The organism is Actinoplanes sp. NPDC051851 (genome assembly GCF_040681165.1).
Taxonomy (GTDB): Bacteria; Actinomycetota; Actinomycetes; order Mycobacteriales; family Micromonosporaceae; genus Actinoplanes.
In genome coordinates this window covers 1-26,611 of the sequence record NZ_JBFAYF010000089.1, presented here as the reverse complement: position 1 = coordinate 26,611, position 26,611 = coordinate 1, and the positions used below count along the sequence as shown (strand labels likewise).

25 protein-coding genes and 2 pseudogenes are annotated in these 26,611 nt (G+C 70.5%); 17 read left to right on the top strand and 10 right to left on the bottom strand.

Going from position 1 to position 26,611, the window contains the following annotated elements; translation table 11 throughout:
* Positions 1 to 1,491: DUF742 domain-containing protein (locus AB0M08_RS43475; protein ID WP_364506931.1), on the top strand; the 1,491-nt coding region annotated here is incomplete at its 5' end.
* A 22-nt stretch (positions 1,492 to 1,513) separates the two neighbouring features.
* Complete coding sequence (locus tag AB0M08_RS43470; RefSeq protein ID WP_364506928.1) at positions 1,514 to 2,260, top strand: cellulose binding domain-containing protein; 747 nt, start codon at positions 1,514 to 1,516, stop codon at positions 2,258 to 2,260.
* Positions 2,261 to 2,445: 185 nt separating this feature from the next.
* Here AB0M08_RS43470 and AB0M08_RS43465 read toward each other — a convergent pair whose 3' ends face one another.
* Positions 2,446 to 6,393: an Ig-like domain-containing protein gene (locus AB0M08_RS43465; protein ID WP_364506925.1), complete on the bottom strand. Its 3,948-nt coding sequence runs from the start codon at positions 6,391 to 6,393 to the stop codon at positions 2,446 to 2,448.
* A gap of 193 nt (positions 6,394 to 6,586) precedes the next feature.
* On the opposite strand from AB0M08_RS43465, the gene AB0M08_RS43460 reads away from it, so the two are divergent.
* Together AB0M08_RS43460 and AB0M08_RS43455 are read left to right on the top strand one after the other, a co-directional pair.
* Positions 6,587 to 7,186, top strand: coding sequence for a hypothetical protein (locus AB0M08_RS43460; RefSeq protein ID WP_364506922.1), 600 nt, complete (start codon positions 6,587 to 6,589; stop codon positions 7,184 to 7,186).
* 214 nt (positions 7,187 to 7,400) lie between these two features.
* Positions 7,401 to 7,628, top strand: a complete 228-nt coding sequence (locus AB0M08_RS43455; protein WP_364506919.1) for a hypothetical protein — start codon at positions 7,401 to 7,403, stop codon at positions 7,626 to 7,628.
* Between the two features lie 42 nt (positions 7,629 to 7,670).
* Here the strand turns inward: AB0M08_RS43455 and AB0M08_RS43450 are convergent, their stop codons facing one another.
* Genes AB0M08_RS43450 through AB0M08_RS43435 form a run of 4 tightly spaced genes read right to left on the bottom strand, consistent with a single transcriptional unit; the run spans position 7,671 to position 11,160 of the window.
* Positions 7,671 to 7,988, bottom strand: a complete 318-nt coding sequence (locus AB0M08_RS43450; protein ID WP_364506916.1) for a MazG nucleotide pyrophosphohydrolase domain-containing protein — start codon at positions 7,986 to 7,988, stop codon at positions 7,671 to 7,673.
* A gap of 20 nt (positions 7,989 to 8,008) precedes the next feature.
* Positions 8,009 to 9,220 carry a crosslink repair DNA glycosylase YcaQ family protein gene (locus AB0M08_RS43445; RefSeq protein WP_364506913.1) on the bottom strand — a complete coding sequence of 404 codons (1,212 nt, stop codon included), beginning with the start codon at positions 9,218 to 9,220 and terminating at the stop codon, positions 8,009 to 8,011.
* A 33-nt stretch (positions 9,221 to 9,253) separates the two neighbouring features.
* The gene (locus tag AB0M08_RS43440; protein ID WP_364506910.1) at positions 9,254 to 10,564 is read right to left on the bottom strand and encodes a radical SAM protein; all 1,311 of its coding nucleotides are present in this window, start codon (positions 10,562 to 10,564) and stop codon (positions 9,254 to 9,256) included.
* The gene (locus AB0M08_RS43435) at positions 10,561 to 11,160 is read right to left on the bottom strand and encodes a dTMP kinase (RefSeq protein WP_364506907.1); all 600 of its coding nucleotides are present in this window, start codon (positions 11,158 to 11,160) and stop codon (positions 10,561 to 10,563) included. The genes AB0M08_RS43440 and AB0M08_RS43435 overlap by 4 nt, the downstream gene beginning before the upstream one ends.
* A 233-nt stretch (positions 11,161 to 11,393) precedes the next feature.
* On the opposite strand from AB0M08_RS43435, the gene AB0M08_RS43430 reads away from it, so the two are divergent.
* From AB0M08_RS43430 to AB0M08_RS43415, 4 genes are all read left to right on the top strand, one after another.
* Entirely contained in the window at positions 11,394 to 12,701 is a 1,308-nt protein-coding gene (locus AB0M08_RS43430; protein ID WP_364506904.1) for a TIGR04013 family B12-binding domain/radical SAM domain-containing protein, read from the top strand.
* 141 nt (positions 12,702 to 12,842) lie between these two features.
* On the top strand, positions 12,843 to 13,472 hold the full coding sequence (locus tag AB0M08_RS43425) for a GntR family transcriptional regulator (RefSeq protein WP_364506902.1): 630 nt from the start codon (positions 12,843 to 12,845) through the stop codon (positions 13,470 to 13,472).
* The gene (locus tag AB0M08_RS43420) at positions 13,469 to 14,815 is read left to right on the top strand and encodes an MFS transporter (RefSeq protein ID WP_364506899.1); all 1,347 of its coding nucleotides are present in this window, start codon (positions 13,469 to 13,471) and stop codon (positions 14,813 to 14,815) included. The genes AB0M08_RS43425 and AB0M08_RS43420 overlap by 4 nt, the downstream gene beginning before the upstream one ends.
* A 78-nt stretch (positions 14,816 to 14,893) precedes the next feature.
* Positions 14,894 to 15,706, top strand: coding sequence for a DUF3152 domain-containing protein (locus AB0M08_RS43415; protein WP_364506896.1), 813 nt, complete (start codon positions 14,894 to 14,896; stop codon positions 15,704 to 15,706).
* Positions 15,707 to 15,824: 118 nt separating this feature from the next.
* Here the strand turns inward: AB0M08_RS43415 and AB0M08_RS43410 are convergent, their stop codons facing one another.
* Positions 15,825 to 16,172 (bottom strand): hypothetical protein, encoded by a 348-nt coding sequence (locus AB0M08_RS43410; RefSeq protein WP_364506893.1) that lies wholly within the window; start codon positions 16,170 to 16,172, stop codon positions 15,825 to 15,827.
* 110 nt (positions 16,173 to 16,282) lie between these two features.
* Between AB0M08_RS43410 and AB0M08_RS43405 the strand changes: the two genes are divergently transcribed.
* Together AB0M08_RS43405 and AB0M08_RS43400 are read left to right on the top strand one after the other, a co-directional pair.
* Complete coding sequence (locus AB0M08_RS43405; protein ID WP_364506890.1) at positions 16,283 to 17,026, top strand: hypothetical protein; 744 nt, start codon at positions 16,283 to 16,285, stop codon at positions 17,024 to 17,026.
* Positions 17,027 to 17,056: 30 nt separating this feature from the next.
* Positions 17,057 to 17,554 carry a hypothetical protein gene (locus tag AB0M08_RS43400; RefSeq protein ID WP_364506887.1) on the top strand — a complete coding sequence of 166 codons (498 nt, stop codon included), beginning with the start codon at positions 17,057 to 17,059 and terminating at the stop codon, positions 17,552 to 17,554.
* Here the strand turns inward: AB0M08_RS43400 and AB0M08_RS43395 are convergent.
* Positions 17,544 to 18,713 carry a 4-hydroxybenzoate 3-monooxygenase gene (locus tag AB0M08_RS43395; RefSeq protein WP_364506884.1) on the bottom strand — a complete coding sequence of 390 codons (1,170 nt, stop codon included), beginning with the start codon at positions 18,711 to 18,713 and terminating at the stop codon, positions 17,544 to 17,546. The two genes, AB0M08_RS43400 and AB0M08_RS43395, sit on opposite strands and share 11 nt — an antisense overlap.
* A gap of 40 nt (positions 18,714 to 18,753) precedes the next feature.
* Positions 18,754 to 19,521: an IclR family transcriptional regulator gene (locus AB0M08_RS43390; RefSeq protein WP_364506882.1), complete on the bottom strand. Its 768-nt coding sequence runs from the start codon at positions 19,519 to 19,521 to the stop codon at positions 18,754 to 18,756.
* A gap of 79 nt (positions 19,522 to 19,600) precedes the next feature.
* Between AB0M08_RS43390 and pcaH the strand changes: the two genes are divergently transcribed.
* The 6 genes and pseudogenes from pcaH (at position 19,601) to AB0M08_RS43360 (ending at position 24,461) form a co-directional block, all read left to right on the top strand.
* The gene (pcaH, locus tag AB0M08_RS43385) at positions 19,601 to 20,341 is read left to right on the top strand and encodes a protocatechuate 3,4-dioxygenase subunit beta (RefSeq protein WP_364506937.1); all 741 of its coding nucleotides are present in this window, start codon (positions 19,601 to 19,603) and stop codon (positions 20,339 to 20,341) included.
* On the top strand, positions 20,338 to 20,901 hold the full coding sequence (gene pcaG / locus AB0M08_RS43380) for a protocatechuate 3,4-dioxygenase subunit alpha (protein ID WP_364506879.1): 564 nt from the start codon (positions 20,338 to 20,340) through the stop codon (positions 20,899 to 20,901). The genes pcaH and pcaG overlap by 4 nt, the downstream gene beginning before the upstream one ends.
* A 4-nt stretch (positions 20,902 to 20,905) precedes the next feature.
* Positions 20,906 to 22,111 (top strand): lyase family protein, encoded by a 1,206-nt coding sequence (locus AB0M08_RS43375; RefSeq protein WP_364506877.1) that lies wholly within the window; start codon positions 20,906 to 20,908, stop codon positions 22,109 to 22,111.
* Positions 22,108 to 22,833 (top strand): annotated as a pseudogene (locus AB0M08_RS43370) (alpha/beta fold hydrolase); the annotation flags it as partial. The gene AB0M08_RS43375 and the pseudogene AB0M08_RS43370, both read left to right, overlap by 4 nt.
* A gap of 15 nt (positions 22,834 to 22,848) precedes the next feature.
* Complete coding sequence (gene pcaC / locus AB0M08_RS43365; protein WP_364506934.1) at positions 22,849 to 23,238, top strand: 4-carboxymuconolactone decarboxylase; 390 nt, start codon at positions 22,849 to 22,851, stop codon at positions 23,236 to 23,238.
* Between the two features lie 107 nt (positions 23,239 to 23,345).
* Positions 23,346 to 24,461 carry a Dyp-type peroxidase gene (locus AB0M08_RS43360; protein ID WP_364506874.1) on the top strand — a complete coding sequence of 372 codons (1,116 nt, stop codon included), beginning with the start codon at positions 23,346 to 23,348 and terminating at the stop codon, positions 24,459 to 24,461.
* On the opposite strand, the gene AB0M08_RS43355 is transcribed toward AB0M08_RS43360, so the two are convergent.
* The gene (locus AB0M08_RS43355; RefSeq protein WP_364506872.1) at positions 24,451 to 24,939 is read right to left on the bottom strand and encodes a helix-turn-helix transcriptional regulator; all 489 of its coding nucleotides are present in this window, start codon (positions 24,937 to 24,939) and stop codon (positions 24,451 to 24,453) included. The genes AB0M08_RS43360 and AB0M08_RS43355 overlap by 11 nt on opposite strands.
* 142 nt (positions 24,940 to 25,081) lie before the next feature.
* On the opposite strand from AB0M08_RS43355, the gene AB0M08_RS43350 reads away from it, so the two are divergent.
* Positions 25,082 to 26,359, top strand: a complete 1,278-nt coding sequence (locus AB0M08_RS43350; protein WP_364506869.1) for an IPT/TIG domain-containing protein — start codon at positions 25,082 to 25,084, stop codon at positions 26,357 to 26,359.
* Positions 26,360 to 26,380: 21 nt separating this feature from the next.
* On the opposite strand, the pseudogene AB0M08_RS43345 reads toward AB0M08_RS43350, so the two are convergent.
* Positions 26,381 to 26,611 (bottom strand): annotated as a pseudogene (locus tag AB0M08_RS43345) (IS982 family transposase); the annotation flags it as partial.

Sequence of the window (26,611 nt, the reverse complement as noted above, 5' to 3'; positions counted from 1 at the left end):
AGCGAGTTGGACGACCAGGGCAGAGCGGCCTGGGCCACCACGTTCAACGGGGCCAATACCGCGCTCTGGGAGCTGCAGACCGACGGTTCCCAGGCTGCGGCGCACGACGGTGCCGCAGACGCGGTGCTCGCCGCCGTGCGGGCCGGACTGGTCGGCGGTGTCGGGCTGATCGCCGTCATCGCCGTCCTGGTGATCGCCCGCCGTTCCGGTGCGACGGCGGCGCCCACCGAGCGCGGGGCGCGGTCCGGCACAGCGCGGACGGCGGGCCCGGCGTACGACACCGGAATCCGGCCGTTGCTGCGCGATCTCGAACGGCGCAACCACGGCCTGCTGCGGCGCCAGCAGCGGCTTCTGGACACCCTGGCACGGCGGGAGACCGACGACGACACCCTCGGTGATCTGTTCCGCGCCGATCATCTGGCCAACCGGATGCTCCGCAACCTGGAGAAGTCGATCATCCTGGCCGGGGGAACCCCGGAACACCGGCGGCGGGACGCGGTGCCGCTGGCCGACGTGGTCCGGGCCGCGGCCGCCGAGGTCAGCGAGTACGGCCGGGTCGCCACCTCGCGCATCGCACCGGTCGCCCTGGCGGGCGCCGCGACCACCGACGTGATGCACCTGCTCGCCGAGCTGATCGAGAACGCGGTGACCTTCGCGCCGGCCGAGACCCGGGTCCGGGTGACCGGCGAAGACCTGCCGGACGGCTACCTGATCACGGTCACCGACGTCGGCCCCGGCATGACCGGGGACGACCTGGACACCGCGGCCCGGGTGCTCACCGATCCCGAGCCACCCACCGGCGGTACCTGGTGGGGCCTCTACGCCGCCGGCCGGTTCGCCGCCCGCCACGACGTGGCCGTGTCCCTGCGCAACGGCCTGGACGGCGGCCTCTCCGCCGAGATCCTCATCCCCGCCTCCCTGATCGGCCCGTTCACCCCGAACACGCCCACCGATCCCGGTTTCTCGGGCGAGAGCGGCTTTCCGGACGGGCCCGGTCTCCCCGATGGGACCGGTCCGACCGATAGCACCGGATTGCCCGATGAGTTCGGTATCCCCGATAGATCCGGTATCCTCGATGGGTCCGGTCTACCCGCCGGGGACGTTCATCCCGGTGGTGGCGAGCTGCCGCGCAGGGCCGGTGTGGCCGCCCGGACCGGGTCGGACGACGACGCCGAGTCGTTGGTCCCCCTCTACGCACGGATCGGTGGGAGTACACCTATGCTGCGGGACAGCCTTGAGCTGAGCGCCATCGTCCACTGCCCGCCGGAGATCCCGGAGCCGGACGGGCTCTCTCCCGAGCAGCTGGCGGCGCTGCGACTGGTGCGGCAGCCGCTCGCCGTCTCCGAGGTCGCGGTCCGGCTGGGTCTGCCGGTCGGGCCGACCGGGCTGCTGCTGGGGGAGCTGCGGGCGGCGGGCCTGATCGAGGTCCGTCAGCGGGCCGTGTCCTCGACCGTCCTGGACCAGCTGCTCAGCGGGCTGCGTTCGCTGTGAGACCGACGTGCGAGAGGCACCGATGAACGATACCGGGACACGGCAGCGGCGATCGCTGGTCGTGATGATCCTCGACGGCGTGCTGCGGCTGCTCACCATCACCCCGGAACCCAAGATCCACGAGCCCGGTGGTGCCCGGCACAGCCGGGGGCACCACGTCCTGGCGGCCGGGGTGCTGGCCGCGCTCGTCGCGACGGTCGTGCTGGCCGTGGTCCTGATCCGGGCGGCCGGTGGCTCGACCGCCCAGCCCGACCCGGCGGCGGCGCTGCCCGTGCCACCGGCCCGCTCCGCCGACCCGGCATGGCCCCTGGGCTCGGTGGCGCCCACGGCCTCGATCACCTCGCCTGCCGGCGCGACGTCGTCGAGCGCGCGGACCTCGCCGAGTGCGACCGATACCACCGGCAGCGGCAGCAGCGCGCCGGTCACCGAGAGCACCACGGTCGCGCTCACCGCGGCCTACGAGACCTCGTCGGTCACCGCGGGCCTGCTCGGCTACACGATGACGGTGACCGTGGCGAACCCGGGAGCCACCGTGAAGAACGGGTGGACCCTGACCGTGACCCTGCCCCGCGCGACGCTGCTGGTCGGGCAGGTCACCGGTGCCACCGCCGCGCAGGACGGCTCGACCTGGACGTTCGTCCCGGACGAGACCACCGCCGACGTCCCGGCCGGGGGCTCCGTGGTGGTCTCCTTCGGCGTGAACGGCGCGACCCTGATCGACGCGGCCCCGAAGACCTGCACCATCGACGGCAACGCCTGCACGACCTGAACCGGCACCCGCCACGGAGATCCGCCGACTCGCGAGAGGACACGGGCGGCGGCGGGCGTGCAACGACGAGCGGAGGGGCCCCGGAATCCGGATCCCCTCCGCTCGTCGTTGCATTCCCGGGTGAGGAGGGATTCCCGGGTGAGGAGGGGCCCCGGAATCCGGAGCCCGTCCTCACCCGGGTGTGGCTACTTCTTGATGAGCGTGATCCGTACCGTCTGGGTCGCGGTCTTGCCCGTGGTGCCGGTGAATGTCACCGTCACCTCCACGTCCAGCTTTCCGGACTTCTTCAGGGCTTCCCGGTACGCGGGGGCCGGTTCCACGTCCAGGGTGACCGCGCACTTCCCGGTCACCTTCCTCGTCACGGTGGTCACCCTGTCGCCGGAGAGGGTGACCGTGCCCGACGTGTTGACCGCGGCGGACACGGTGGCTGTCCCGGTCTTGGTGTTCGTGACCACCCTGCCGATCGTCAGCGTGGGCGCGGCCGGAGCGGCGACGACCCTGACGGTGACCGGTTTCGAGTACGTCCGGTTGCCGGCGGAGTCGACGACCAGGGCCTGGAGCGTGACCTTCTTCCCGGCCCGGGGAGTCCAGCTGAAGGCGTACGGCGCGATGCTCTCCGTGCCCACCTTCACCCCGTCGACCAGCAGCGTCGCCGAGGTGATGCCGAAGTCGTCGGAGCCCCGGACCAGCGGGTGCACCGTCGTGCCGGCCACGAGTTCGGTCTCCCGGCCGGGGTCGGCGACCTCGGCGGTGGGTGCCCGGTCGGCCACCTTCCCGACCGACGTCGGCACCGACTTCGGCGCCGAGCGCAGCGGCTTGACGACGACCACCGAGCCCGATCCGGAGACCGGGGGTTCGCCCGTACCGAAGAAGCTGCTCGTGATCGTGAAGGGTGAATCCGCACGGACCGCGGCGCTGTCGGCGGTGGCGTTGTACGCCGCGTATCCGTTTCCGGTCAACACGTCCCCGCTGGCGGTCACGGTGCCGGAATCGGTCAGCAGGATCCCGTAGGCGTTGCCGGTGATCCGGCTGCCGGTGACCGAGCCCGCGAAGCCGCTCGTGTACGTCACGCCGATGCCGGACGACGAGCCCTCAAGCACCGTGCCGGAGACGTAGCCGGTGTACTCGATGCCGGTCCGGACCGTGGTGTCGGCGGTGCCGTCCTTACCGCGGGCGCCGTCGAACAGGATGCCGCCCGACTGGTAACCGGTGACGACGCTCTCCGCCACGGTCAGCTCGCTCTCGACCGTACTCGAACTGGCGCCCTGAACGATTCCGGTCTTGACGATGCCCCAACCGTGCGGGTGCGCGGTCTTCTCGGCGTCCGTCGCCGCGGTCTTCAGCGGACCGACGACCGACGATGACACCCGGCCGGCGGCACCGAAGTAGGCGATCCCGGCCTCCGCCCAGACGTCGCCCGAGGTCACCGTCACGCCGGAGATGTCGACGAACATCTCGCTGGTGTCGGTGGAGCCGAGCGACTGCCGGGACACCGTGATCACGTTGCCGCCGCCGTCCCGCAGGTAGGGCTGATCACCCGCCAGGTCACCGAGCGACTGATCGGGCTCGATGGTCACCTTCCCGGCACCGGTTCCCTTGATCTTGAGGGGCTTGGTGATGGTCAGGCCGTTCCGCGCGCCGGACTGCACCGGGTTGGAGGTGGCGTTGACCGGCGTCGACGACTCCTGGTAGACGCCGTCGCAGACCACGATCGTGTCCCACGGCGACGCGTAGTCGACCGCCGTCTGGACGTGCGTGAACTGCGCGTTCGGGCACTGCTTCCCGTCGTCGTCCACGGTCCAGACCGTGCCGGACGCGTCGTCGTACCGCTCCAGGTAGTCCGCCGGCGTCGGCCCGCCGGACCGGTAACGCCCATAGCCCGCGCCGTCCGCCTTGGTCGCGCCGTCCGACATGATCTGCTTTCCGGACGCCGTCTCCTGGAACCGCACGTCCGCGAGCTGGATCGAGCCGGACTTCGGCATGTCGCCCTCGCCGAACCGGAGTTCCAGCGAGGCCACCGACGTGATGTCCACGCCCTGCGCCGCGAACTCGCTGAGCGGCACCCGGATCTGGTCCAGCACGATGTGCGTGTTCGGAGTGTTGGTGCCGGTCGACATGTGCAGGGCGTTGCCCCAGCGCGGGTCGCCGGCCTCGACCGTGCCCTCGTGGCCGTCGGCGTCGGTCAGCGCGATCACGAAGTTCTGCGTGGTCGACTCCGGGTCGTACGAGGTCGGCTTCTCGTTCGGCCAGACCGGGCTGGCCACGGTGCCGTCGACCGTGGTGTCCTTCGTGTTGTCACCGCGGTTGTCGGCGCCCGGATTGCGGGTGTCGAAGAAGTTGACCGCGGCGCTCAGGTCCAGCGATTCGAGCCCGCTGACATCCTTCGACGCGGCCGGGATCTGCGCGGTGAGCTTCGCCGTCGCGGTGTTCTCCCAGGCCAGCGAGAGTTGCCGGCCGTAGGACTCGTTCACCGGGCTGTTCTCCCGCATCCCGCTCTGCCCGCCGAGCGCGCTCGCCGCCGGCAACGGGCACTGCTTCGCGGCCGTCGGCAGTCCGGTCTTGCCCAGCTGCGACGGCGAGAAGTCCTGCGGTTCCGGATCACACCAGTCGTAACCCTGGCCGGTCGCCGCCGGCTTCGGCGTCACACCGCTTGCCTGGGCGTACGGGTCCGCGAAGCCGTTTCCGGTCAGCGCCCCACCGAGGGAGTTCTCGGTGAGCGGGTTCGCGGTGTCCGGCCGGATCACGTCGACCCGTTCCCGCGCCCCGGCGAAGTAGGTGGTGTTGACCCGCTCGTCGCAGTCGATCCGGGTACCCGACTCGCTGGTCGGGCACGCCGACGCCGGAACCTGCAGGCCACTCGCCGTGTTCGACAGCTCCCCGGTCATGTACGCCTCGAACGCCCCCTCGCCGCCGACGTAGCGCCGGAGGAACGCGGCCATCGTCGCGAGCCCGAGCTTCTCCTGGTCGCCCATCCGGTCCGCGTCCCCGGAGATCTTGGTGTTCACCTCGGGGTTGTACGTGTCCGAGTCGTCGACCGCGTAGTTCCGGTCCGCGTCGGTGTAGCTCGCCGCCCCGCTGAGCCGCAGGTTGTTCGGGTGGATGTTGTTGGTGGCGAACGGCGCCGAGTTACCGCAGGCCGCGTCGTTGTTCGCCTGCCCGTCCGCGCCGCCGTCGGCGTACCAGACGGTGTTGTACCAGTTGTGGATCGCGCCGAGGTGTTCCACCTGGATCCGTGGGAACGGGTTGTCCGGGTCGGTGTACTGACCGCGTTCGAACATCCGCGCGCCCTGCAGGTTGGAGACGTCGCCGTCACACATCGGCAGGATCGTCATGTACGGCACGTCGGTCGGCGCCTTGCGCTCGTAGTCGACCGGGGCCAGCGAGATGACGCCGCTGATCGGGTACCGCGTCCCGTCGGTCCGGGCCCGGTTGTAATCGAGGAAGCTGGAGACCGCGTCGCCGCCGCGCGAGTGCCCCATCAGACCGATACGGCTCATGTCGAGCCGCCCGGCGAGCGTGGTGCCGATGGTGGTGTGCTCGTCGACCGGGAGACCGCCGCGCCTGTTCGCCGCGGAGATGGCGTCGAGGGCGGCGGCGATGAGCGTACGGCGGCTGTGCATGCCTTTGCCCTTGTTGCCGTCCTGACGCATCATCAGCTGGTCCTGCGACAGCGAGAACGTGGTGTAACCCCAGGTGGCGAGGTTCTCGGCGAGGTAGGCGTAGCCCGCTTCGTTGCGCTTGTACTGCGTGCAGGTGGCGGTCGTCGAGTCCTGCCCCGCGTCGCACGAGCCGTGGTTGCCGTGTACGAGAACGATCAGCGGCGACGGCGTCGTCCGCTTGCTGTAGTCCGGCGTGTACAGCTGCCCGCGGATCTCCACGGTCTCGGCGGCCTGGGCCGTCCCGGCGGTCGGCGCGGCGCCGTCGGAGTTCGGTTCCTGGATGACGGCCGTACCGAACTTGGCCTCCTGGACGACCCGGAACCCGTAGCTTCCGCGGGCGGTCGGATCGGGGAGCGCCGACGACGATGTCGAGGCCGTGCCGGTCGTGGTGGTTGTCGTTGCGGCCGCGGGTGCGGCCACGGCTATCGGGGTCGTGAACGCCGCGATCACCGCGACGGCGAGCCGTACTCTCACATGCTCTCCTCGGTAAGGAGTGGAAAGGCGAGCACCGCTGGACGCTAAGCACCAGCTGTTTCTCAGCCGTTTCTCATGCGAGGCACAGCCGTTGCCGATGATCAACACATCCGACCACGCCGGAAATGGACGCATCTCTATATTCACGGGTGCGGAATCTCTCCGATGACCGGTTTCGATAGGGTCGCTCCACGTGGGATCGTTTCGTTCGCGTACGGCATGGTTCGGGGCGCTCGCGGTGGGGGCGACGCTCGCGGCCGCCACCGTTCACGGGGTCACGCGCCCGTCACCGGAGCCCGCCGAGGTGAGCGCTCCTTCCCCGAGTGCCACGCCCACCGGCGGCATCGCGCGGGTACCCGATCTGAGCGTGCGCCGGCTCACCGAGGCGTGGACCACTCGCTGGAAGACCGAGCCCACCGACGGCACCACGGGCGGTGGCCGTATGCGCTACGTCGTGATGACGGCGCCCACCGGTCTCCGGATCGACATCTATTCCCTGGTGGAGGAGCCCGATCCGGTCGTGGGCATCATCTGCACGCGCAAGGGCGGCGCCGCCCCGGCCACCGAGAAGAGCCGGGCCGAACTGGTCGACGACTGCCTGAGGAACGCCGTCAGCGACGACATGCTCGACGCCGTCACGGACTGGAGCGAGAAGGCGGAGCTCACCACGCCGAAGCGATATCCCGACGGTAAGGCCGCCCACCACCAGTTCACCGGCTACACCGCCTCGATCCTGCTCCGGAACGGCGCGCTCAAGCTCTTCATGACGGGCGGAACCTTCTTCGACGTCTGAACCCCGGCGGCAGCTCTTCCGGGGGTGCCGCGGCGCGAGAGGAACGCCACAGCGGCGGACCGGGTTACGCGCCGTCGAAGCGGACCAGGTGATGTTCGGTTGTCGGCGAGGGGAGACCGCCGTCCTCACGATCGGAGAGGGGCGCTGCGGCGAGGTTTGCGCGGCGAGTTCCACAGCCCTTCGTGTCGTCTACGGTACCTGGCAAAATCGCGGCATGAACGGGCCTGATCTGGTGCTGGTGCTGCGTTACCGCAAGGCGGCGACCTACGGCTTCCATGCGCTGCTCGGCGCGCTCGGCGAGCACGAGACCGCCACCCGCTACGAGGTCCGCTGTCGGCGACAGCGTGGAAGAGACCGCCCGGCACATCCGGGAGGCCGAGGCCGCGAGGGTGCCCGGCCGGTATCACCGGCCTGGCCTATCGGGATGCCACCGGCAACCTGATCAGGACCGGCAAGGCGGTGACGTGGGCCTGGTCGTCCCGGGTCAGGACCAGACACGTTGCTCGTTGTGCTCCTCCTTGCGCCGCAGCGCATCGTTGAGATCGATCCCGTAACGGTTGGCCACCGCACACACAAAGATCAGAATGTCGGCGAGTTCCTCGTCGACGGTGCCGACGATCGAGGTGGTACCGACTGATAGGTGCTCAGACTTGCGGACAGCTTTGAACAGCTCGCCAACCTCCTCACCCAGGAGCAGGCACTGATCGATGACACCACGATCGGCGAATCCGCGTTCCTTCTCCATCTCGGCGACATAGCTCTGGACCTCGGGCAGGCTAGCGGTGCGGGACAGGGGAGTCATGGACCGACCTAGAGTTGGCGTCAGGGCGCCGCGGACGCTACCAGTTCTGGCCGGAGACCGGCATTCGCGCTATTCACCCGGCCGGCGTCGTAACCGCGACGCAGGCCGAGGGTAACCCGCTTGGCTTCCGCCCGGATGGCCTCGCGGTCCAGGGACCCGGTTCGGGAGCGGTGGTATGCGTATCGCACTTCGTGGCGACGGACGTCCCAGCTCCAGGTGGCCACCACCTGGCCACCGATCAGGACGGCCGGTAGCGCCTCGCCGATCCGGTTGAACGCGGCGCATTCGGCTACCTCACCGAGGTAGCGGGTCCGGGTTTCGGCGTATGCCTTGAGTGCTACGTCCTCGTGGGCCAGGAAGTGCACCCGAGTGGGTGACGGCGCCGGTCCCGCCGAAGTGAACTCGTCGAACCGGTCCCGAAAGAGGTACACAGGGGCGGCAGCCCACGGCGTCAACACTTCGATCAGCGGACGTCCGACCCGGTCAAGAGCGTCCACGATGGCACCCCGAGAGAGCCCGGACCACCATGTCGCGTCGCGTAGCGAGGCCGGTCCATAGCGCTCGAAATAGGCCTCAATCAGGTGAGACGTGGCCGAGTGCCGGCCCACGGCCAAGTCCAGTTCGGGATGGGTGGTCGCGGTCAGCGCGAACGTCCGAACCTCCCGGTTCCATCCGCCGCTGCGATTGCGGTACGCCAATGTGCCCCGCTCCCACGCCAGTTTGAGAGCCAGCCGAACGGCGTATGGCGCGGCGCCGGTGAGCCGGTCCTCGATCTGCCGATGCCCGAGATGGCCGTGCTCGCCGAGCAGGTCCTCGATCCGCCGGGTCAACTCGGTGATCAGGCGGTCGGGGCAACCGGCGTTCATGATGCGGCGGAGGGCGTCGCGCTCGCGATAGTGCAGGGTCGCGATGTGGGCTGACCCGGCCAGCTCGAGCGGTAGCGTGTGCAGGGTTCTGCGCATGCAGCGTAAAGTTATGAGCTTGCGGTGCGTCGCTTCCGCCCAGAGGCCCAACGCCACGTCCGTGGTCGCTGCACGGGCGAGGACCGTGGCGTACGGCGAAGGCAGGCGGGCCGCATGTAGCCCGAGCGTGGCGTCCGTGATTGCCGGGATGCTGGTGAATCCCGGGCGGGAACCCAGACCTTGCCGCTGTAACACGTGCTGCCAGAGGGAACTGGCTTCCCGGGCGTCGAGCCGGTGGGTGCCCGCAACCGCGGGCGGGGCGACTGACACGCCGGGACGCTAACACGGCGCATCACAACGCCGTCAGCCTTGTGGTCCCCACGTGTCCTCGACGAAGCTCCTCAACCGCTCGTACGAATCCTGTGTCTGCGCCCAGTCCCGCTCGTCGCCCCACCAGTGCCGATCGTTGTGGTGGATGTGGAATTTCGCCCAGTCACCGTCCCAGTCCGGTTGCAGGTGGGTGCCACGGATGCGATGGATGTCGGCCTGCTCGTACACCTGCGTGCCTGGTAGGGGTACGAACCGGAATAACGATACCCGAGCGAGGTACGGCCGCAACTGTGCCAGCAGCGAGATCGTCTCGTCGGTGGTGGCCCGGTTCTCGCCCGGGTAACCGTGGATGACGAAGACCTTGGCAGCGATGCCCGCCTCCACGGTGGCGCTGACCGCTCGGCAGATCTGCTCCCGGCGGGTGTTCTTGCGCATGGCTTTCAGCAGCGACTCGCTGCCGGACTCCATGCCGTACTTCACCTCGATGCACCCGGCCGCCGCCATGGTGCCGAGCAGGGTCGAGTCGACCGTGTCCACCCGCGACAACGCCGACCAGCGCAGTCCGAGGTCGCTGATGCTCTCGCAGATGTCGGTGACCTTGTGCTTGTTGACGATGAAGTTGTCGTCGACGATCGCGAAGCCTTCGATGTCGTAGACCGACTGGAGGTGGATCAATTCGTGGCGGGCACTGGCTCCGTTGCGATACTGGATCCGGGTCTGGCCGGCGGCGCAGAAGGTGCACGGGAATGGGCATCCACGGCTGAACATGACGTGGGCCATGCGCAGATCGGTGCCCGCGAGGCGATCGGGTAGGACGAAGTCCTCCACCGGCAGGCGGTGCCGGGCGGGCAGTGGCAGTTGGTTGATGTCGCGTAGCAGCGGGCGCGGAGGTTCGCGGCGTACTACGTCGCCGTCGCGCCACACCACGCCGGGAACCGCCGCGAACCGGCGGGTCTCGGCACGCCCCAGGATGTCGAGGATCGTCTCCTCTGATTCGCCGAACGCTGCGACATGGGCCGCGAAATCGAGCAGGCTCGTTTCGGGATAGAAGTTGACGTGTACGCCGCCCACCATGACCAGTGCATCGTCACGGATCCGGGAACAACGGCGAGTGTCGAGCATGAGCCCGTAGGTAGCCGACGAGGCAAGCGAGAATCCGACGGCGTCGTAGCTGAGAAGATCGAGCGGCTCGGCCTCGGGGGCCACCTTCCGGATCCGGACGTCATGACCGGCGGCTTCGATGACCGCGCCGAGGTACAGCACGCCGAACGGGGGGAACTCTCTGCGGCCTTCGCGGAACCTGGCCATGTCGTAGACCTCGGGGTAGAGGAGGGCCACCCTCATGCCGAACGCCTCGCGACAGCGCGGATGGCATCGCTCAGATGCGCCGCGACGACATCCGCGGCGTGACCGCCGATGTGATGGGTCAGAACTGGCTGGCCGCGTCGGCGTAACTCCGTGGCGGCTCTCAGGAAGGCATCTCGCTCCCGCTGGTTGGCGAGTACGTCCGTGCTGTGGAATCGGCTGTAATGACCGCGTGCGGAAGCGCGGCGGGCGCACAGGGCCGGTTCGCCGTAGAGGATGATGCTCAGGTCTGCCATCGGCAGCTGTGCGTACACCGACCGGAGCAGTTCGGCCGGGACGCCGTCGGCTTGATCGAGGACTATCGACGAGGCCACATAGCGGTCACAGATTACGATCGTGCCGTCGGCGAGCGCAGATCGGACCACGGTTCGCTCATGGTGATAGCGGTCCGCCGCGACCAGAAGGGACAGCTCGAGGCCGCGGAACTCGAACGTGCCGTCGCGCGCCATCGAGCCGAGGGCTGAAGGCGACGGCGTCCTGGTGGGCAGGACTTGATGGCCGAGCCTGCGGAGCCGCTCCCCTAATAGATCGATCATGGTTGACTTGCCAACGCCGCTTTGCCCGTCCAGGGTCACGAAAACGCCAGGTCCATGCGTCATAAACATAGAGTGACTTATTCGTGACTCATAGTAAATAATCGATGTTCGGATATGCAGACTTCTGCGGCTTTTCTACCGGTAGGCATCGATCACCGGACCGGCGATGTGCGCGTCGATCGTGGGAGACTTCTGTGGCGGGGCGAGGTTTGCGGGCCGGCATCCGGCTGCCGCGCTCCGTGGCCCGGTCAGCGAACTGGCAAAATCACTGTATGAGTGGTCCCGAGCTGGTTCTGGTGCTGCGTTACCGCAAGGCGGTGACCTACGGCTTCCACGCGCTCCTGGGCGCCCTCGGTGAGCACGAGACCGCCACCCGCTACGAGGTCCGCTTCGGCGAGTCCGCCGAGGAGGCTGCTCGCCACATCCGCGAGGCCGGCACTGTCCGTACCCTCGTGCTGTGGTCGTTCTATTCTCCTGACGCGGCTGCTCTGGCCGAGGAGTTGAAGCAGATCCGCGCGATGTGTGACGGCCCGAATGTGACGCATCTGGCCGGGGGAGTGCACGCTACCGCCGAGCCGGTGCAGACGCTCGACGCCGGGTGGGACATGGCGGCGATCGGCGAGGGGGAGTCCACGCTGCTCAGCCTGGTCGACGCGAAGGGCGACCCGACCGGCATCACCGGCCTGGCCTACCGCGACGCGACCGGTGCGGTGAAGAAGACGGGCAAGGCCCGGCAGCGGCCGCTCGACGACTTCCCGGGCTTCGCGCTCAAGTGGGACCGGTTCAACGCCCTCGAGATCACCCGGGGTTGTATTTACGCCTGTCGATTCTGTCAGACGCCCTTCATGTTCTCCGCGAAGTTTCGGCATCGGAGCCTGGAGAACGTGCGCTGGCATGTCGATCGGATGCGGGCGCGGGGACTGAGGGACGTTCGGTTCATCACGCCGACGGCGCTCAGTTACGGGACGCAGACGGATGAGCCGAACCTGAGCGCCGTGGAGGAGCTTCTCGCGAGCTGCCGGGAGGGGATCGGGCCGAACGGGCGGGTCTTCTTCGGGAGCTTTCCCAGTGAGATCCGGCCCGAGCACGTCAGCCGGGAAGCGCTGCGGCTGGTCAAGAAGTACTGCGACAACGACAACATCATCGTGGGGGCGCAGTCCGGTTCTGATCGGGTGCTGGGGGCGGCTAAACGCGGTCACGGCGTCGAGGAGGTCAAGCGTGCCGCGCGGCTCGGGATCGAGGAGGGGTTCCGGATCAACGTGGACATGATCTTCGGGATGCCGGGTGAGGATCGGCGGGACGTCGAGGACTCCCTCGCGCTCGCCCGTGAGCTGGCGGATCTCGGCGCGCGGATCCACGCGCACACCTTCATGCCGCTGCCCGGCACGCCGTGGCGCGACGCACCGCCCGGCGACGTCGATCCGGCCACGATCAGCGAGGTCGACCGCCTCTCGCAGCGCGGCGCGCTCTACGGGCACTGGCAGAAGCAGCGTGACCACGCGGTCCGTCTCGCGGCGGCGGCCGAGGCCTACCCCCGCCCGGGCCGCAGCCGCACCCTGCTGCCCACCCTGCCGGACTGATTCTGGCTGGTGCCCAGGCGTGTCTCCGGGGTGGCGAGACACCCCGGAGTGCCAGCCGAAAAGCAGGACCCGACAGCGCGAGCCAGTCGGGTACGTCACTCTTGCATGCATCGTTGCATGCAAGGGGCTACCGTACGCAGGGTGACCGAGAAAGCGGCCGAACGCGCCTACGCGTACACCAAGGATCGGATCATTCGCGGACATCTCGCCGGGGGTGAACGGCTCAGCGAGGGGCAGATCTGCGCCGAGCTGGCGATCAGCCGGACGCCCGTGCACGAGGCGTTCCTGCGCCTGGAGTCGGAGCGGCTGATCACCCTCTCCTCGCGGCAGGGGGCGACGGTCAACCCCGTTCCGGTGAGCGAGGCCGCCGACGTCCTCGAGATGCGCGGCATCCTGGAGCGGACCGCGGCCGTGCGCGTGGCGGACCGCCGCCGGGACGCCGCGGAGATCGACGCGGCGCTGCGGGAGCCCCTCGAACGGCAGCGCAGTGCGATGACCGAGCGTGACGTCGACGCGTTCGTCGAGGCCGACTGCGACTTTCACGCGGCGGTCGTCGGGCTGGCCGGGAATCCCCTCGCGACCCACTTCTTCGGCCTGCTCCGCGATCGGCAGCTGCGCCTCGCCTACCTGGTCCTGACCAGCAGCGACGTGATGCTCGCGGAGTCCTTCGCCGACCATCAAGACCTGGCGGACCGCTTGCGTACGCACGACGCACCGGGCTACGACGCGATCCTCGCCCGTCACCTCGCCCGCCACCAGGGTCTGCTGTGACCGCCGTCCTCGCCGCACCACCCGTCACACGCAGTAGGCCCTGGACCGCCGTCTTCGCGGTGATGTTCCTGAGCACCTGGGCGGGCAACCAGTTCAGTCCGCTGCTGCTGCTCTACCAGGAGCGCCAGCACTACTCGACCACCGCGGTCAACGCCTTCCTCGGGGTGTACGTTCTCGGACTCGTCCCGGCGTTCCTGATCAGCGGCGCGCTCAGCGACCGCTACGGACGGCGGCCGGTGATGCTGGCCGGGGTGATCGCCGCGGTCGCCACCAGTGCCGTGCTGACCGTCGGCGAGCTGGGGCCGGCCGCGATCTGTCTCGGACGTTTCCTGGCCGGGCTCGCCGTCGGCACCGCCACCTGTGTCGGCACCAGTTGGCTGAAGGAGCTCTCCCAGCCGCCGTACGACCTCCGCGCCGACGAGAGCGCGGGCGCCCGCCGTGCGGCACTGTCCTTCTCGCTCGGATCCGCGACGGGCGCCGTGGTCGCCGGCCTGATCGCCCAGTGGGGCCCGTGGCCGGAGCAACTCCCGTTCCTGATCCACGTGGCACTGACCGTGCCGTTCGCGTGGCTCCTGCGCCGCGCCCCGGAGACCGTGCCCGCCACTCGCGCGACGGGGAACGGCCGGGCGCGGGGAAGGGCGCGAGAGGAACCGGGGGAGAAAGCGCGGGGAAAGGTGCGGGAGGAAACGGGGGAGGAAGCGCGGGGAAGGGCGCGAGAGGAAGTGGGGGAGGGGGCACCGGAGGAGGCGCGGGCCACGGCGGTGTGGCGAGAGCGGCGGTTCACCCGGGTGGTCGTGGTCGCGGCTCCCTGGATCTTCGCGTCCGCTGCCATCGGGTACGGCTACCTCCCCGTCCTGCTCGCGCCCGCCACCGGTGGCCTGGGTATCGCCTACGCCACCCTGCTCACCGCGGTGGCGCTCGGCGCCTCGGCCCTCGTCCAGCCCTGGGCGAAGCGCCTGGACCGGGTGGACAGCGCCCGCGGCCTGCTCACCGGTCTGATCCTGATCACCGTGGGCATCGTGCTGGTCGCGCTCGCCGCCGGCCTGCTCTCCTGGCCGCTCGGCATCGTCGCCGCGTTCGTCGCGGGCGGCGGTATGGGCACCGCGATGGTCTCCGGCGTCCTGGAGGTCCAGCGGATCGCACCCCCTGCGGACCTGGCGGGGCTGACCGGTGTCTTCTACGCGATCGCCTACAGCGGCTTCCTGCTCCCCACGGTCCTCTCCGCCGTCGCTACGTCGTCATCCATACCAGTTCCAGTGCTTCTGCTGGTTTTTGCGGGCTTCGCCCTATTGAGTACGCTTCATCTGGTGCGCGTCTCCCGTCACCACCTCCCGTCCCGGTAACGTCTTCGTGGGTGTTTTAAACCCGTTTGGGCGTTTTCTGGTGTGCAACCCCCGGCGACCCATGGTCGTCTAGAGGGCATGCGGGGAAAGCTGATCCAAGCGTTGTTGACGGTGTCCTGCCTGGCCGGCTGCGGTACGGCGGCCGGCGCGGAGGCCCCCGTGGTGGCACCGGCCACCACGGCCACCACCACGACCACCTCGCCGGTGGGGGAGAGGACGCCGGAGCAGACCGGGTCGGCCGCGTTGGTGGCGGCCTCGGGCGACAGCCTGCGGACCCGGATCACCTATCCGGCGGCCGGCGGGGGCAGATTCACCGTGGCCGCCGCCGAGACGGCCGCGCCGGCGGGCCGGGCCGGAAGGCTGAAGCGCTACCGGGTGGCGGTCGAGCGCGACATCCGCGGCGTCACGGCCGCCGACTTCGCGGCGGCGGTGACCGCCACCCTGCGTGACCCGAGAAGCTGGACCGCGGGCGGCCAGTGGCGCCTGACCCGGGTCGGCCCGGGCGGCCCGGCCGACTTCACGGTCCGCCTGGTCACCCCGCAGACGCGGGACCGGCTGTGCGCGGGCGCCCCGGACGGCTACACCTCCTGCCGCAACGGCGACCGGGTCGTCATCAACGTCGCCCGCTGGGCCAAGGGCGTACCGGGCTACGGCGCCCCGCTGGCCGCCTATCGCCAGTACGTGGTCAACCACGAGGTCGGCCACGCGCTCGGCCAGGCCCACGAGCTCTGCCCGGCCAGGGGTGCCCTCGCCCCGGTGATGCAGCAGCAGACCCTCGGCATGCACGGCTGCACCCCGAACGCCTGGCCGTACCTGAGGGGCGACCGCTACCGGGGCCGGATCGGCGCGTACGACGACCCGGTCCCGCGCCGCGAGTCCGGCCGCGGCTGACACGAGAACGGGCTGGCCCTCGGGGAGAGGGCCAGCCGGAAGAGGGAGCGAGGTCGCCAGCCGGTGCCGCGCGGTTGGCGATCGTCAGGAAGGGCGATCGTCAGGAAGTGTCAGAGCGTCAGTGCCAGAAGACCGCGACCGCCGCGTTCACCAGGGTCAGCGTGATGATGCCGATGAAGTGACCCTTGTTGACCTCGTCGCGTTTACGCGGGATGAAGACCATGATGAAGATCAGGATGGCGAAGAGCAGCTTCACGCCCAGCTTGATCGGGCTCGGCTCGTGGTCGCCGCCGCCGCGCAGCGGAGCCGAGAGGACGATACCGCTGGCCAGCTGGATGATCGAACCCCAGAGGACAGCCGGATTGATCCGGAACTTCCCGGACAGGAACTGGGTGATCGCGCCACCGAGCAGCAGCGAGAACCCGACGAGGTGAATGAAGAGCAGGATCAACCGGAGTGCTTCCACGACCGAGAAGCTTGCCAGGTCGTCCCACGGTCGATCTTTGCGGGTCCCGTTCGTACGGGAAAAGGGGGATGCTCTTAGATCCACCGACATCGAACCCGGAGGACTGGAGCATGCACCCCACGCTGCGCCGGCTGGACGAGATCGCCGCCCACCTCGCCACCCTCGACGACACCATCGCCGTGCTCGCCCTCGGCTCGGCCGGCGCCCAGCGTGGCCGGATCGACGACCACTCCGACCTGAACCTCTTCCTGGTCGTCGCGGACGGCGCGGTCGGCCGGTACACCGGGGACGCTGACTGGCTGGACGCCGTCGCGCCGGTCGTGCACACGTACGCGAACGACCGGCACGGCCGGAAGGCGCTCTTCGCCGACGGGATCCTGGTGGAGTTCGCCGTCTTCACCCAGGCCACGCTCCGGACGATCCCGTTCCGCGGCGCCCGGGTCGTCTGGCAGCGACCGGACGCGCCGCGCACGCTGACCGAGTCGGGTGTCGCCGAGCCGCGCACCCCCTTCGACACCGTCGAGTTCCACCTGAACGAGGCCCTCGTCGACCTGCTCGTCGGCCTGAACCGGGACCGGCGCGGCGAACGGCTGAGCGCGTCCCGCCTGATCCAGCAGCACGCCGTCGACCGGGTGATCGCCCTGCTCCGCCTGGACGAGGGCGAGCCGCCGTACCGTGACCTCTTCGATCCGAGCCGCCGGGTCGAACGCGCCTACCGGCTTCCGCTCGCCGCGATGGTCCCCGGATACGACGGCAACGCGGCCGCCGCCCGGACCATCCTGGACTGGCTCTCTTCCCGCTATCCTGTGCCGCCCGCCCTCGGACGGGCCATTGAGGACATGCTGAGCCTCTGACGGATGAACGGATAGAGGAAGGAGCGAGCGGTGTCGGATCCCAAGTGGCAGGCCGTGTTCAAGGACTTCCTGGAGCGGGCCTGCTGGTCGGCGGGCCAGGTCTTCTTCGCGACCCTGCTGGCCGGCGGCGACGGCGACACGGTCACCCACCTGCCGTGGAAGTACGCGCTGAGCCTCGCGGCCGGCGCCTTCATCGCCTCGGTGGTGCTCACCGCGGTGCAGTACCTCTCCAAGCTGACCGATCTGGCCTACCTGCCGGACCTGCTCGTCCGGCTCGCCAAGACGTTCCTCGGTTCGCTCGCCGCGTCGATGCTGGCCGGTGTCTTCGACGTGACCACGTTCGGCTGGGGTGCCGCGCTGAACGTGGCGGTGCTGGCCACCCTCGCCTCGCTGGCCAAGGGCGTGCTGGCCCGGGAGCCGGCCGACACCAGCGGCCAGGTGCCGTCGAGCGCGAGCCCGTCGACCCTGGCCACCGGCACGTACCGGGAGGCGGTCGCCAAGAAGAACGGCAAGGTCGTCAGTAACTGATCGGCAGGCCCGCGTAGTTCTCCGCCAGGCCGGTGGCACCGGCCTGGCTGGAGGCGACCCAGCGCAGCTGCGACAGCTGGAGTTCGGCGTCGAACGGGTCTCCCGAGGTGTGCAGCATGGTCGTCATCCACCAGGAGAAGTGGGTGCACCGCCAGACCCGCCGCTGCGCCGCGTCGGAGTAGCCGTCGGCGAGGCGCGGATCGTTCTCCTTGACGCGGGCGATCAGCGCCTTGCTCAGCAGGGCGACGTCGGCGATCGCCAGGTTCAGGCCCTTGGCGCCGGTCGGCGGGACGATGTGCGCCGCGTCCCCGGCCAGGAAGAGGTTGCCGTGCCGCATCGGGGTCTGCACGTAGCTGCGCATCGGCAGCACGCTCCGGTCGGTGATCTTTCCGGGGTTGAGCTTCCAGCCGTCCTGCCCGTGACCGAGCCGGGTGGCGAGCGCGTCCCAGATCTGGTCGTCGGACCAGGACTGCGGGTCGGTGCCGTTCGGGACCTGCAGGTAGAGGCGGCTGACCGTGGCCGAGCGCATCGAGTGCAGCGCGAACCCGTCCGGGTGCCACGCGTAGATCAGCTCGTCGGTGGAGGGCGCCACGTCGGCGAGGATCCCGAACCAGGAGTAGGGGTAGACGCGCTCGTAGGTCTGAGCGGCCGGAACCGCGGCGCGGGAGGGGCCGAACGACCCGTCGCAGCCGGCGATGACGGAAGCGTCCAGGCGCTGCTTATTTCCGGACTTATCGGTAAATGTCACATATGGGCGCTCCGACTCGACCTCATTCAAGACTACGTCTGACACCTCGTAGTGGATCTCCTGGCCGGCGGCCTTACGGGCGGCGATCAGGTCCTTCTGGACCTCGGTCTGGCCGTACACCCAGACGCTGCGGCCGGTCAGGTCGACGAAGTCGAGGTGGTGGCGCTCGTGCGGCCACTGCAGGTAGATGCCGCGGTGCTCGTCGCCCTCGGCGCGCAGCCGGGTGCCGAGCCCGGCCGACTCGAGCAGCTCGACGCTGGAGTGCTCGAGGATGCCGGCCCGGATCCGGGCCGCGACGTACTCCTCCGAGCGGGTCTCCACGACCACGGAGTCGACGCCGCCCGCGGCGAGCAGATGGGAGAGAAGCAGGCCGGCCGGGCCCGCGCCGATGATGGCGACCTGGGTACGCATGCCCTCAACCTCCGGCAGTGCCCCACCCGCGGGCAAGGCCCTATTTCCACTGGACGGAAGGAGTGCCGGCCAGGGTCCGCCCGATCCCGTGCGCCGCGACCTGCAGCGCCGACACCATCCGGGGGAGTTGCCGGCGCAGATCGGGCACCACGATGCCGAGCGCCGCGACGACCTGGTCGCCGTTGCGGACGGGCACCGCCACCGAGCAGGCGCCGAGACTCATCTCCTCGCCGGTCGTAGCGTAGCCCTCGGCGCGGACCCGGCGGAGCTGTTCGAGCAGCCGCGCGGGCTGGGTGACCGTGTACGCGGTGATCCGGGTCAGCCTTTTCAGCGCCTCGACCAGCACGTCCTCCGGGGCGTACGCGAGAAGCGCCTTTCCGACCCCGGTGGCGTGCAGCGGAAGTCGTGAGCCGACCTTGCTGATCACCGGGACCGAGACGTGACCGGCGAGCCGATCCACGTAGAGCACCTCGAGTCCGTCCCGCACGGCGAGGTGCACGGTCGCCAGCGTCGCGCCGTAGAGGTCGTGCAGGAAGGGGCTGGCGGCCTGGCGCAGACCGCTCTGCACCGGCGCGAGAAGACCCAACTGCCAGATCCTCCTTCCGATCACGTACGACCCGTCGGGCTCCCGGGCGAGTGCTCCCCACTTCTGCAGCTCGGCGACGAGCCGATGCGCCGTGGCCAGGGGTATCTCGGTGCGCCGGGCCAGATCGCTGAGCGACAGGCTGCGGTGGTCGGCGTCGAACGCGCCGAGCAGGTCGAGCGCCCGCGAGGTCACGCTCCGGGCCGCCGAGGAATTCCCCGCCACGAACTAAGCCTTCCGCTGAATGGAAGCAGAGTATCGCCGACCACACCCGCGAACGCCTAGCGTCGGGATCGTGAACTCCCTGCCGTCACAAGCTGACATCAACAAGGAGATCGAGGCGGCGGCCCAGCACCCCGGGGGCCCGCAGCCGAAGATCGACTATCCGTCCTACCGCAGCAGCATCCTGCGGCATCCCCACCAGGAGTCCGTGCTCGTCGACCCGGAGTCGGTCGAGCTCTGGGCGCCGGCGTTCGGGCACCGCGACGTCGCGGACGACGAGGCCGACCTGACCATCCAGCACGCCGGCACCCCGCTGGGCGAGCGGATCGTGGTCACCGGCCGGGTCGTCGACGGCGACGGGCGCCCGGTCGCGAACCAGCTGGTCGAGGTCTGGCAGGCGAACGCCGCCGGGCGCTACCGCCACCAGCGCGACCAGCACCCCGCCCCGCACGACCCGAACTTCACCGGCGTCGGCCGGATGCTGACCGGACCGGACGGGACGTACCGCTTCCAGACCATCAAGCCGGGGCCGTACCCGTGGCGCAACCACATCAACGCGTGGCGCCCGGCGCACATCCACTTCTCCCTCTTCGGGACCGACTTCACCCAGCGGATCGTCACCCAGATGTACTTCCCGGGCGACCCGCTCTTCAAGTACGACCCGATCTACCAGTCGATCACCGACCCGAAGTCGCGGGAACTGCTGATCGCCCAGTACGACCACGACCTCACCACCCCGGAGTGGAACACCGGATACCGTTGGGACATCGTGCTCACCGGATCCCACCGCACTCCACTCGACACCGAGGACGACAACGCATGACCGCGATCCCGGGCCAGACCGTCGGGCCCTTCTTCCACCTCGGACTGGAGTATCCCGGTCAGAGCGACCTGGTCCCGCCGGCGAACCCGCGCGCCATCCGGTTCTTCGGTACGGTCCGCGACGGCAACGGCGCTCCCGTGCCGGACGCGGTCATCGAGATCTGGCAGGCCGACCCGCAGGGCCACATCGTGCGCCAGCCGGGCTCGATCAAGCGGGACGGATGGAGCTTCACGGGTTGGGGCCGGGCAGCCTCCGACCCGGACGGCATCTACTCCTTCTCGACGCTCGAGCCGGGCCCGACCGAGGCCGGTAAGCCCGCCTTCTTCGCGGTCACCGTCTTCGCCCGCGGCCTGCTGGACCGCCTCTTCACCCGGGCGTACCTGCCGGACGACGAGGCCGCGCTCGCCGCGGACCCGGTCCTCGCCGCGCTCTCCCCGGAACGCCGCTCGACGCTGATCACCCAGCGCGCCGAGCAGGGCCTGGTCTTCGACATCCGGCTGCAGGGCGAGGGCGAGACCGTCTTCCTCACCTATCCCCGGCTGCGGGACGCCTGGACCTGATCGCGTGAGTGACCTCCTCTGGCCCGGCGACCACCGAGCGGGTGACCTGTTCACCGACGCCTCGGTGGTCGCGGCCATGATCCGGGTCGAGCAGGCCTGGCTGGACGCGCTGATCGAACGGGGCCTCGCCGAGCCCTCGGTCGCCACCGCGCTGGACGGCCTGGCCGGACCGGACGACCTGCCGTCCCTGGCCGTCGGCGCGGAGTCCGGCGGCAACCCGCTGATCCCGCTGCTCAAGCTGATGCGCGCCCGGCTGCGCGGCCGCAACACCGCCGCCGTCGGCTGGCTGCACAAGGGCCTGACCAGCCAGGACGTCGTCGACACCGCGCTGGTGCTCTGCCTGCGCGACGCCGCGGCCCGGATCCGGGTGCAGTTGAGCGCCCAGATCAGCGCGCTCACCCGGCTGGCCGGCGAGCACCGCGAGACCCGGATGGCCGGCCGGACGCTGACCCAGCACGCCATCCCGATCACCTTCGGACTCAAGGCGGCCGGCTGGCTGACCGGTGTGCTCGACGCCCGGGACACCCTGGCCGAGGCCGCCCGGCTGCCGATCCAGGTCGGCGGCGCCGCGGGCAGCCTGGCCGCCCCGGTCGCGCTCGCCGGCGACCCGGTCACGGCCCGCGAGCTGGTCGAGACGGCCGCCCGGAACCTGGACCTGCCGCCCCGCGAGCCGTGGCACACCAGCCGCGCCCCGCTGACCCGGATCGGCGACGCGTTCACGACCTGCACCGACGCGTGGGGCCGGATCGCGAACGACGTGCTGATCGGCTCCCGCCCCGAGGTGCGGGAGCTGATCGAGGGGGCCGCCGAGGGCAAGGGCGGTTCGTCCGCGATGCCGAACAAGCAGAACCCGGTGCACGCCGTCCTGATCAAGCGGGCCGCGATCGCCGGGCCACCGCTCGCCGCGACCCTGCACGCCGCCTCGGCCGCCGCGGTCGACGAGCGGCCGGACGGCTCCTGGCACGTCGAGTGGGCCACCCTGCGCGCGCTCTCCCGGCGTACCCTGACCGCCGCCTCGCAGACCGCGGAGCTGCTCTCCGGGCTGGTCGTGGAGAGCGGGCGGATGCTGGCCACCCTGCACGGGGCGCGCCCCGGCATCGACGCCGAGCAGCTCTCGATCACGCCGGGCGTCACGCCCGACCACCACCCCTATCTCGGCGCCACCGATGAGATCATCGACGCCGTCCTCGCTCGTGCGGAAAGACGATGATGCTGACTCCCACCGTGTTCACCGACGCGCCCGACCGGCCGCTGCTGCTGCTGGGCGCCTCCGTGGGCACCTCCGCCGAGACGCTCTGGGCGGACTGCGCGGCCCGCCTCTACGGCCGCTACCACGTGGTCGGCTTCGACCTGCCCGGCCATGGCCGCAGCGCCCCCGCCGCGGGCCCGCTCACCATCGCCGGCCTGGCCCGCGCGGTGGTCGCCCTCGCTGATCAGATCCGGCCGGGGGAGCAGTTCCTGTACGCCGGTGACTCGATCGGCGGCGCGATCGGCCTGCAGGTGCTGCTCGACGCCCCGGAGCGGGTCGCCGCGGCCGCCCTGATCTGCACCGCCGCCAAGATCGGCGAGGCGCCGGCCTGGCACGACCGGGCCGCCCTGGTCCGCGAGAAGGGCACCGGCGCGGTGGTGGCGGGCTCGATCGAGCGCTGGTTCGGCGCGGGCTTCATGGCGGCGAAGGCCGCGACGGCCGGGGCCCTGCTGGACGCGCTGCGGGCCACCGACGACGAGAGCTACGCCCGGTGCTGCGAGGCCCTGGCCGGTTTCGACGTCCGCGACCGTCTCGCCGAGATCGCCGCCCCGGTCCTGGCGATCGCCGGGGCCCAGGACAAGCCGACCCCGCCCTCCGCACTCGCGCAGATCGCCGAACGCGCGTTGCACGGCCGCCTCGTCGTGCTGGAGGATGTCGCGCACCTCGCCCCCGCCGAGTCGCCCGAGGTGGTCGCCTTCCTGCTCGACCAGCACTTCGACGCCGAGCGGGCGGCCGGGATCGCGGTCCGCCGCGAGGTGCTCGGCCCGGCCCACGTGGACCGGGCCACCGCGGCGACCACCCCGTTCACCCGGGACTTCCAGGACCTGATCACCCGGTACGCGTGGGGCGACATCTGGACCCGCCCCGGCCTGGACCGCCGCAGCCGCTCGATGGTGACGCTGACCGCGCTGGTCGCCCTCGGCCACCACGAGGAACTGGCCATGCACGTCCGGGCGGCCCGCACCAACGGCCTCTCGATCGAGGAGATCAAAGAGGTGCTACTGCAGACCGCCATCTACTGCGGCGTCCCGGCAGCGAACACCGCGTTCCGGATCGCCCAGACGGTCCTCGACGACCTGGCGGGTTGAGAACTCGGTGGGCGACAGCGTGGTCGCCCACCGCCTCGTCCCGTTCCTGCCCCGCTTTCCGATGGGAGTCTGGTGACCGGTGCCGGGCGGACTCTAGATTCCGGCGGGTGAACCCACACCTGCGCCGCCGGACCCTGGTGACCGGGACGGCCGCCGCGGCGCTCGGTGGATGTTCGGCTCGTCCCGCGACGGGCGAGCGGCCGACAGCGGATCCGGCGCCGGTGCCGCACCCGGCGGGCGTGACCACGCCGCCCCCGGACCGGGCGGTGTTCGCGGCCTTCGACCTGCCCGCCGGGCGCGGTGACCTTCTCGGCCGGCTTGCGGACCGGATCGGGGCGGTGCACGGGTCGGGGAGCGCGACGGTCACGCTGGCCGCCGGGGCGTCCCTCTTCGACGACCGGTTCGGGCTCACCGGAGCGCGGCCCCGGCGGCTCACCGCGATGCCCTCCTTCGCGGGCGACCTGCTCGATCCCGGTCAGTGCCACGGTGATCTACTGCTCCAGATCTGCGCGCCGGCTTCTGATCGGATCGCGCCGGTCCTCGCCGACCTCGGCAAGGGGCTGGCCGCGCGCTGGCGGATCGACGGCTTTCGGCAGGAGAACACCGTCACCGCGGCGGGACTGCCGAGCACCCGCAACCTCTTCGGCTTCCGGGAAGGCGCCGGTAACCCGGATCCGGCCGACGCCGCCCTCATGGACCGTCTGGTCTGGACCGATGGTGCCGACGGCGAGCCGGCCTGGACGGTGGGCGGTACCTACCAGGTGGTGCGGCTGATCCGGTTCGCGGTGGAGCTCTGGAACCGGGATCCGGTGCCGGTCCAGGAGCGGATCCTCGGACGCCGGCGCTCCGGCGGCGCCTCGCTCGGCGGCGAGGCCGAGGACGCCCGCACCGGCTACGCCGCCGACCCGGACGGCGCGGTCACACCGCTGGACGCGCACATCCGCCGTGCCGATCCGCGGACCGCGGAGAGCGAACGGCACCGCATCCTGCGCCGGGGCTACTCCTACCGGCGGAACGACGCCGACCAGGGCCTGATCTTCGTCTGCTTCCAGCGTGACCCGGAGTCCGGTTTCGCGGCCACCCAGCGCAGGCTCACCGGCGAGATCCTGGACCGGTACGTCCTGCCCTTCGGCGGCGGCTACTGGTTCGTACCGCCGTCGCCCGCCTCTCTGGCCACGCTGACCGGCCGGTCCGCCCCGCGGAGCGGTCCGGTCAGCGGCTGATCAGGCGCTGGGCGGTGCGCAGGCGCTGTGCGGCGTCGGCGCCGGAGCGGGCGGCGGAGAACAGGTGCTCGGGAACCGCGTCGCCGCGGGCCCGCAGGACGCGGATGCTCTCGGCGACCTCATCGGTGATGGTGGCGAGGCTTTTCGCGACCGACATCTGGATGGCGCGGACCGCCTCCAGGTGCGCGGCGCCGGACATGGTGGGCGGGCGGCGGACGCCGCGGGTGGCGCGGGCCAGCTGCCACAGGTCGCGCAGGACGGCCGGGTCGGTGCCGGTCTGGGCACACAGGGCGGTGACCACCTGCCATGGTGGCACCGAACGGCCGATCAGGTAGCGGGACAGGGCGGAGTCGCTGGCGAACGTGGCCGCCTGTAACTCGCGCAGGGTCTGGCCGGTGCGGTCTCGGAGGATCCGTAGCTCCGCGGCGAGCAGGGCCCGCGGCGAGTACACCGGATCCGGTGATCCATCGACAGTCATAGCTTCATCCCCCCGGTGAAGTGACTGCCCGGAGCGTAGCGACGCCATCCCGCTGCTGTCCCGCTCCGCTGCCAAAAAATCGATGAACATAATTTCTTCCGACAGAATCGGCCGCATCGACCCGCCGTCGTGGAGGTGCGCCTTGTCCCGTCACCGTCCGAGACTCGCCGTGGTGGCGGCGCTGCTGGTCGCGGCGCAGTTCACCGTCCAGCCGCCGGCCTCGGCCGCCCCGGTCCGGCCCGCGTCGTCCGACGTCGCGTCCGCGTCACAGGCGATGCGCGGACCCTCGATCACCTCGGTGGCCCGGCCGGTCGACTACACGTACGACGGAGCCGGTCAGTTGCGCGGCGTCGCCGAGGTCGCGGCCGGTGCGGGCGCGCGGTACTCCTATGACGACGCGGGCAACGTGACCCGGGTCGAGCGGACGGCGGCGGGAGCGCTGAGCATCAGCGGGGTCACCCCGGGCCGCGCCTCGGCCGGCGCGTCGGTGGCCATCGGCGGTACCGGGTTCGCCGCGACGCCGAGCGGCAACACCGTCACGTTCAACGGCACCCCGGCCACCGTGACCGGCGCGGCAGCCAACCGGCTGACGGTGACCGTCCCGGCCGGGGCGACCAGTGGCGCGATCACCGTCAGCACCGGCTCGGTCAGCGCGGACAGCCCGCAGTCCTTCACCGTCACGGCGGCCGTCCCGGAGCCGTCGATCGCGGGCTTCAGCCCGGCCAGCGGCGCGGCGGGCACCACGGTGACCATCACGGGCAGCGGCTTCTCGGCGGTGAAGGACGAGAACAACGTCGCCTTCGGACGTACGCGAGCACGGGTGACCGCGGCCACGGCCGGCGCGCTGACCGTGACCGTCCCGGAGGCCGCGGTCTCCGGCCGGATCCGGGTCGTGACCGCGGGTGGCACCGCGACCAGCACCGGCGACTTCGTCGCGATCACCAACCCGTTCGGCGCCGCGGACATCGGCCCGGACGCCGTTCTCACCGTCGACGGAACCCCGTCGACGGTCACGATCGGCACCGGGGGGACGGTCGCCGTGCTCCGGTTCGCCGGGGCCGAGGGACAGCGCGTCAGCCTCGGCGTCACCGGGTCCACGCTCGGCGACGTCAAGCTCTACGCGTACACGCCGTACGGCGGGTCGATCGCGCACTTCGAGTACGACGAGCCCTGGGCGGCCTCGGACCTGGCCGGCGGCCTGGCGCTGCCGCCGCTGCCGACCAGCGGCACGTACCAGGTCGTGGTCCAGCCCTCGTCGGCCACCGCGACCGGATCGTTCACCGCGACGCTCTCCACCAGGGCGACCGGCGTGCTGAGCCTGACCGGGGCGGGCGCCACGGTGGCCCTGGACCGGGCCGGGAAGCAGGCCGAGCTCACGTTCACCGCCGGAGAGGACCAGCGGATCGGGCTAGACGAGTGATGACGGGTGTTAGCTGCGCGTTCAGTGGTCGTAGGCGATCAGGCTGCGGGTGACCGGTTGGCCGGTTTTGTGGTTGTGCCAGATCGCGGCGGTCATCGCGAGGAGGCGTTGAGCGACGCGGGTGGCGATGCCCTGGAAGGTGCGTGCGCCGTGTAGTTCGAGGTCGAGCTGGCCTTTCAGGGTGTCGTTGACCGATTCGATCAGCTGGCGGACGGCCTTCAGTAGGCTCTGGCCCGGTCGCTGTTTCTCGTT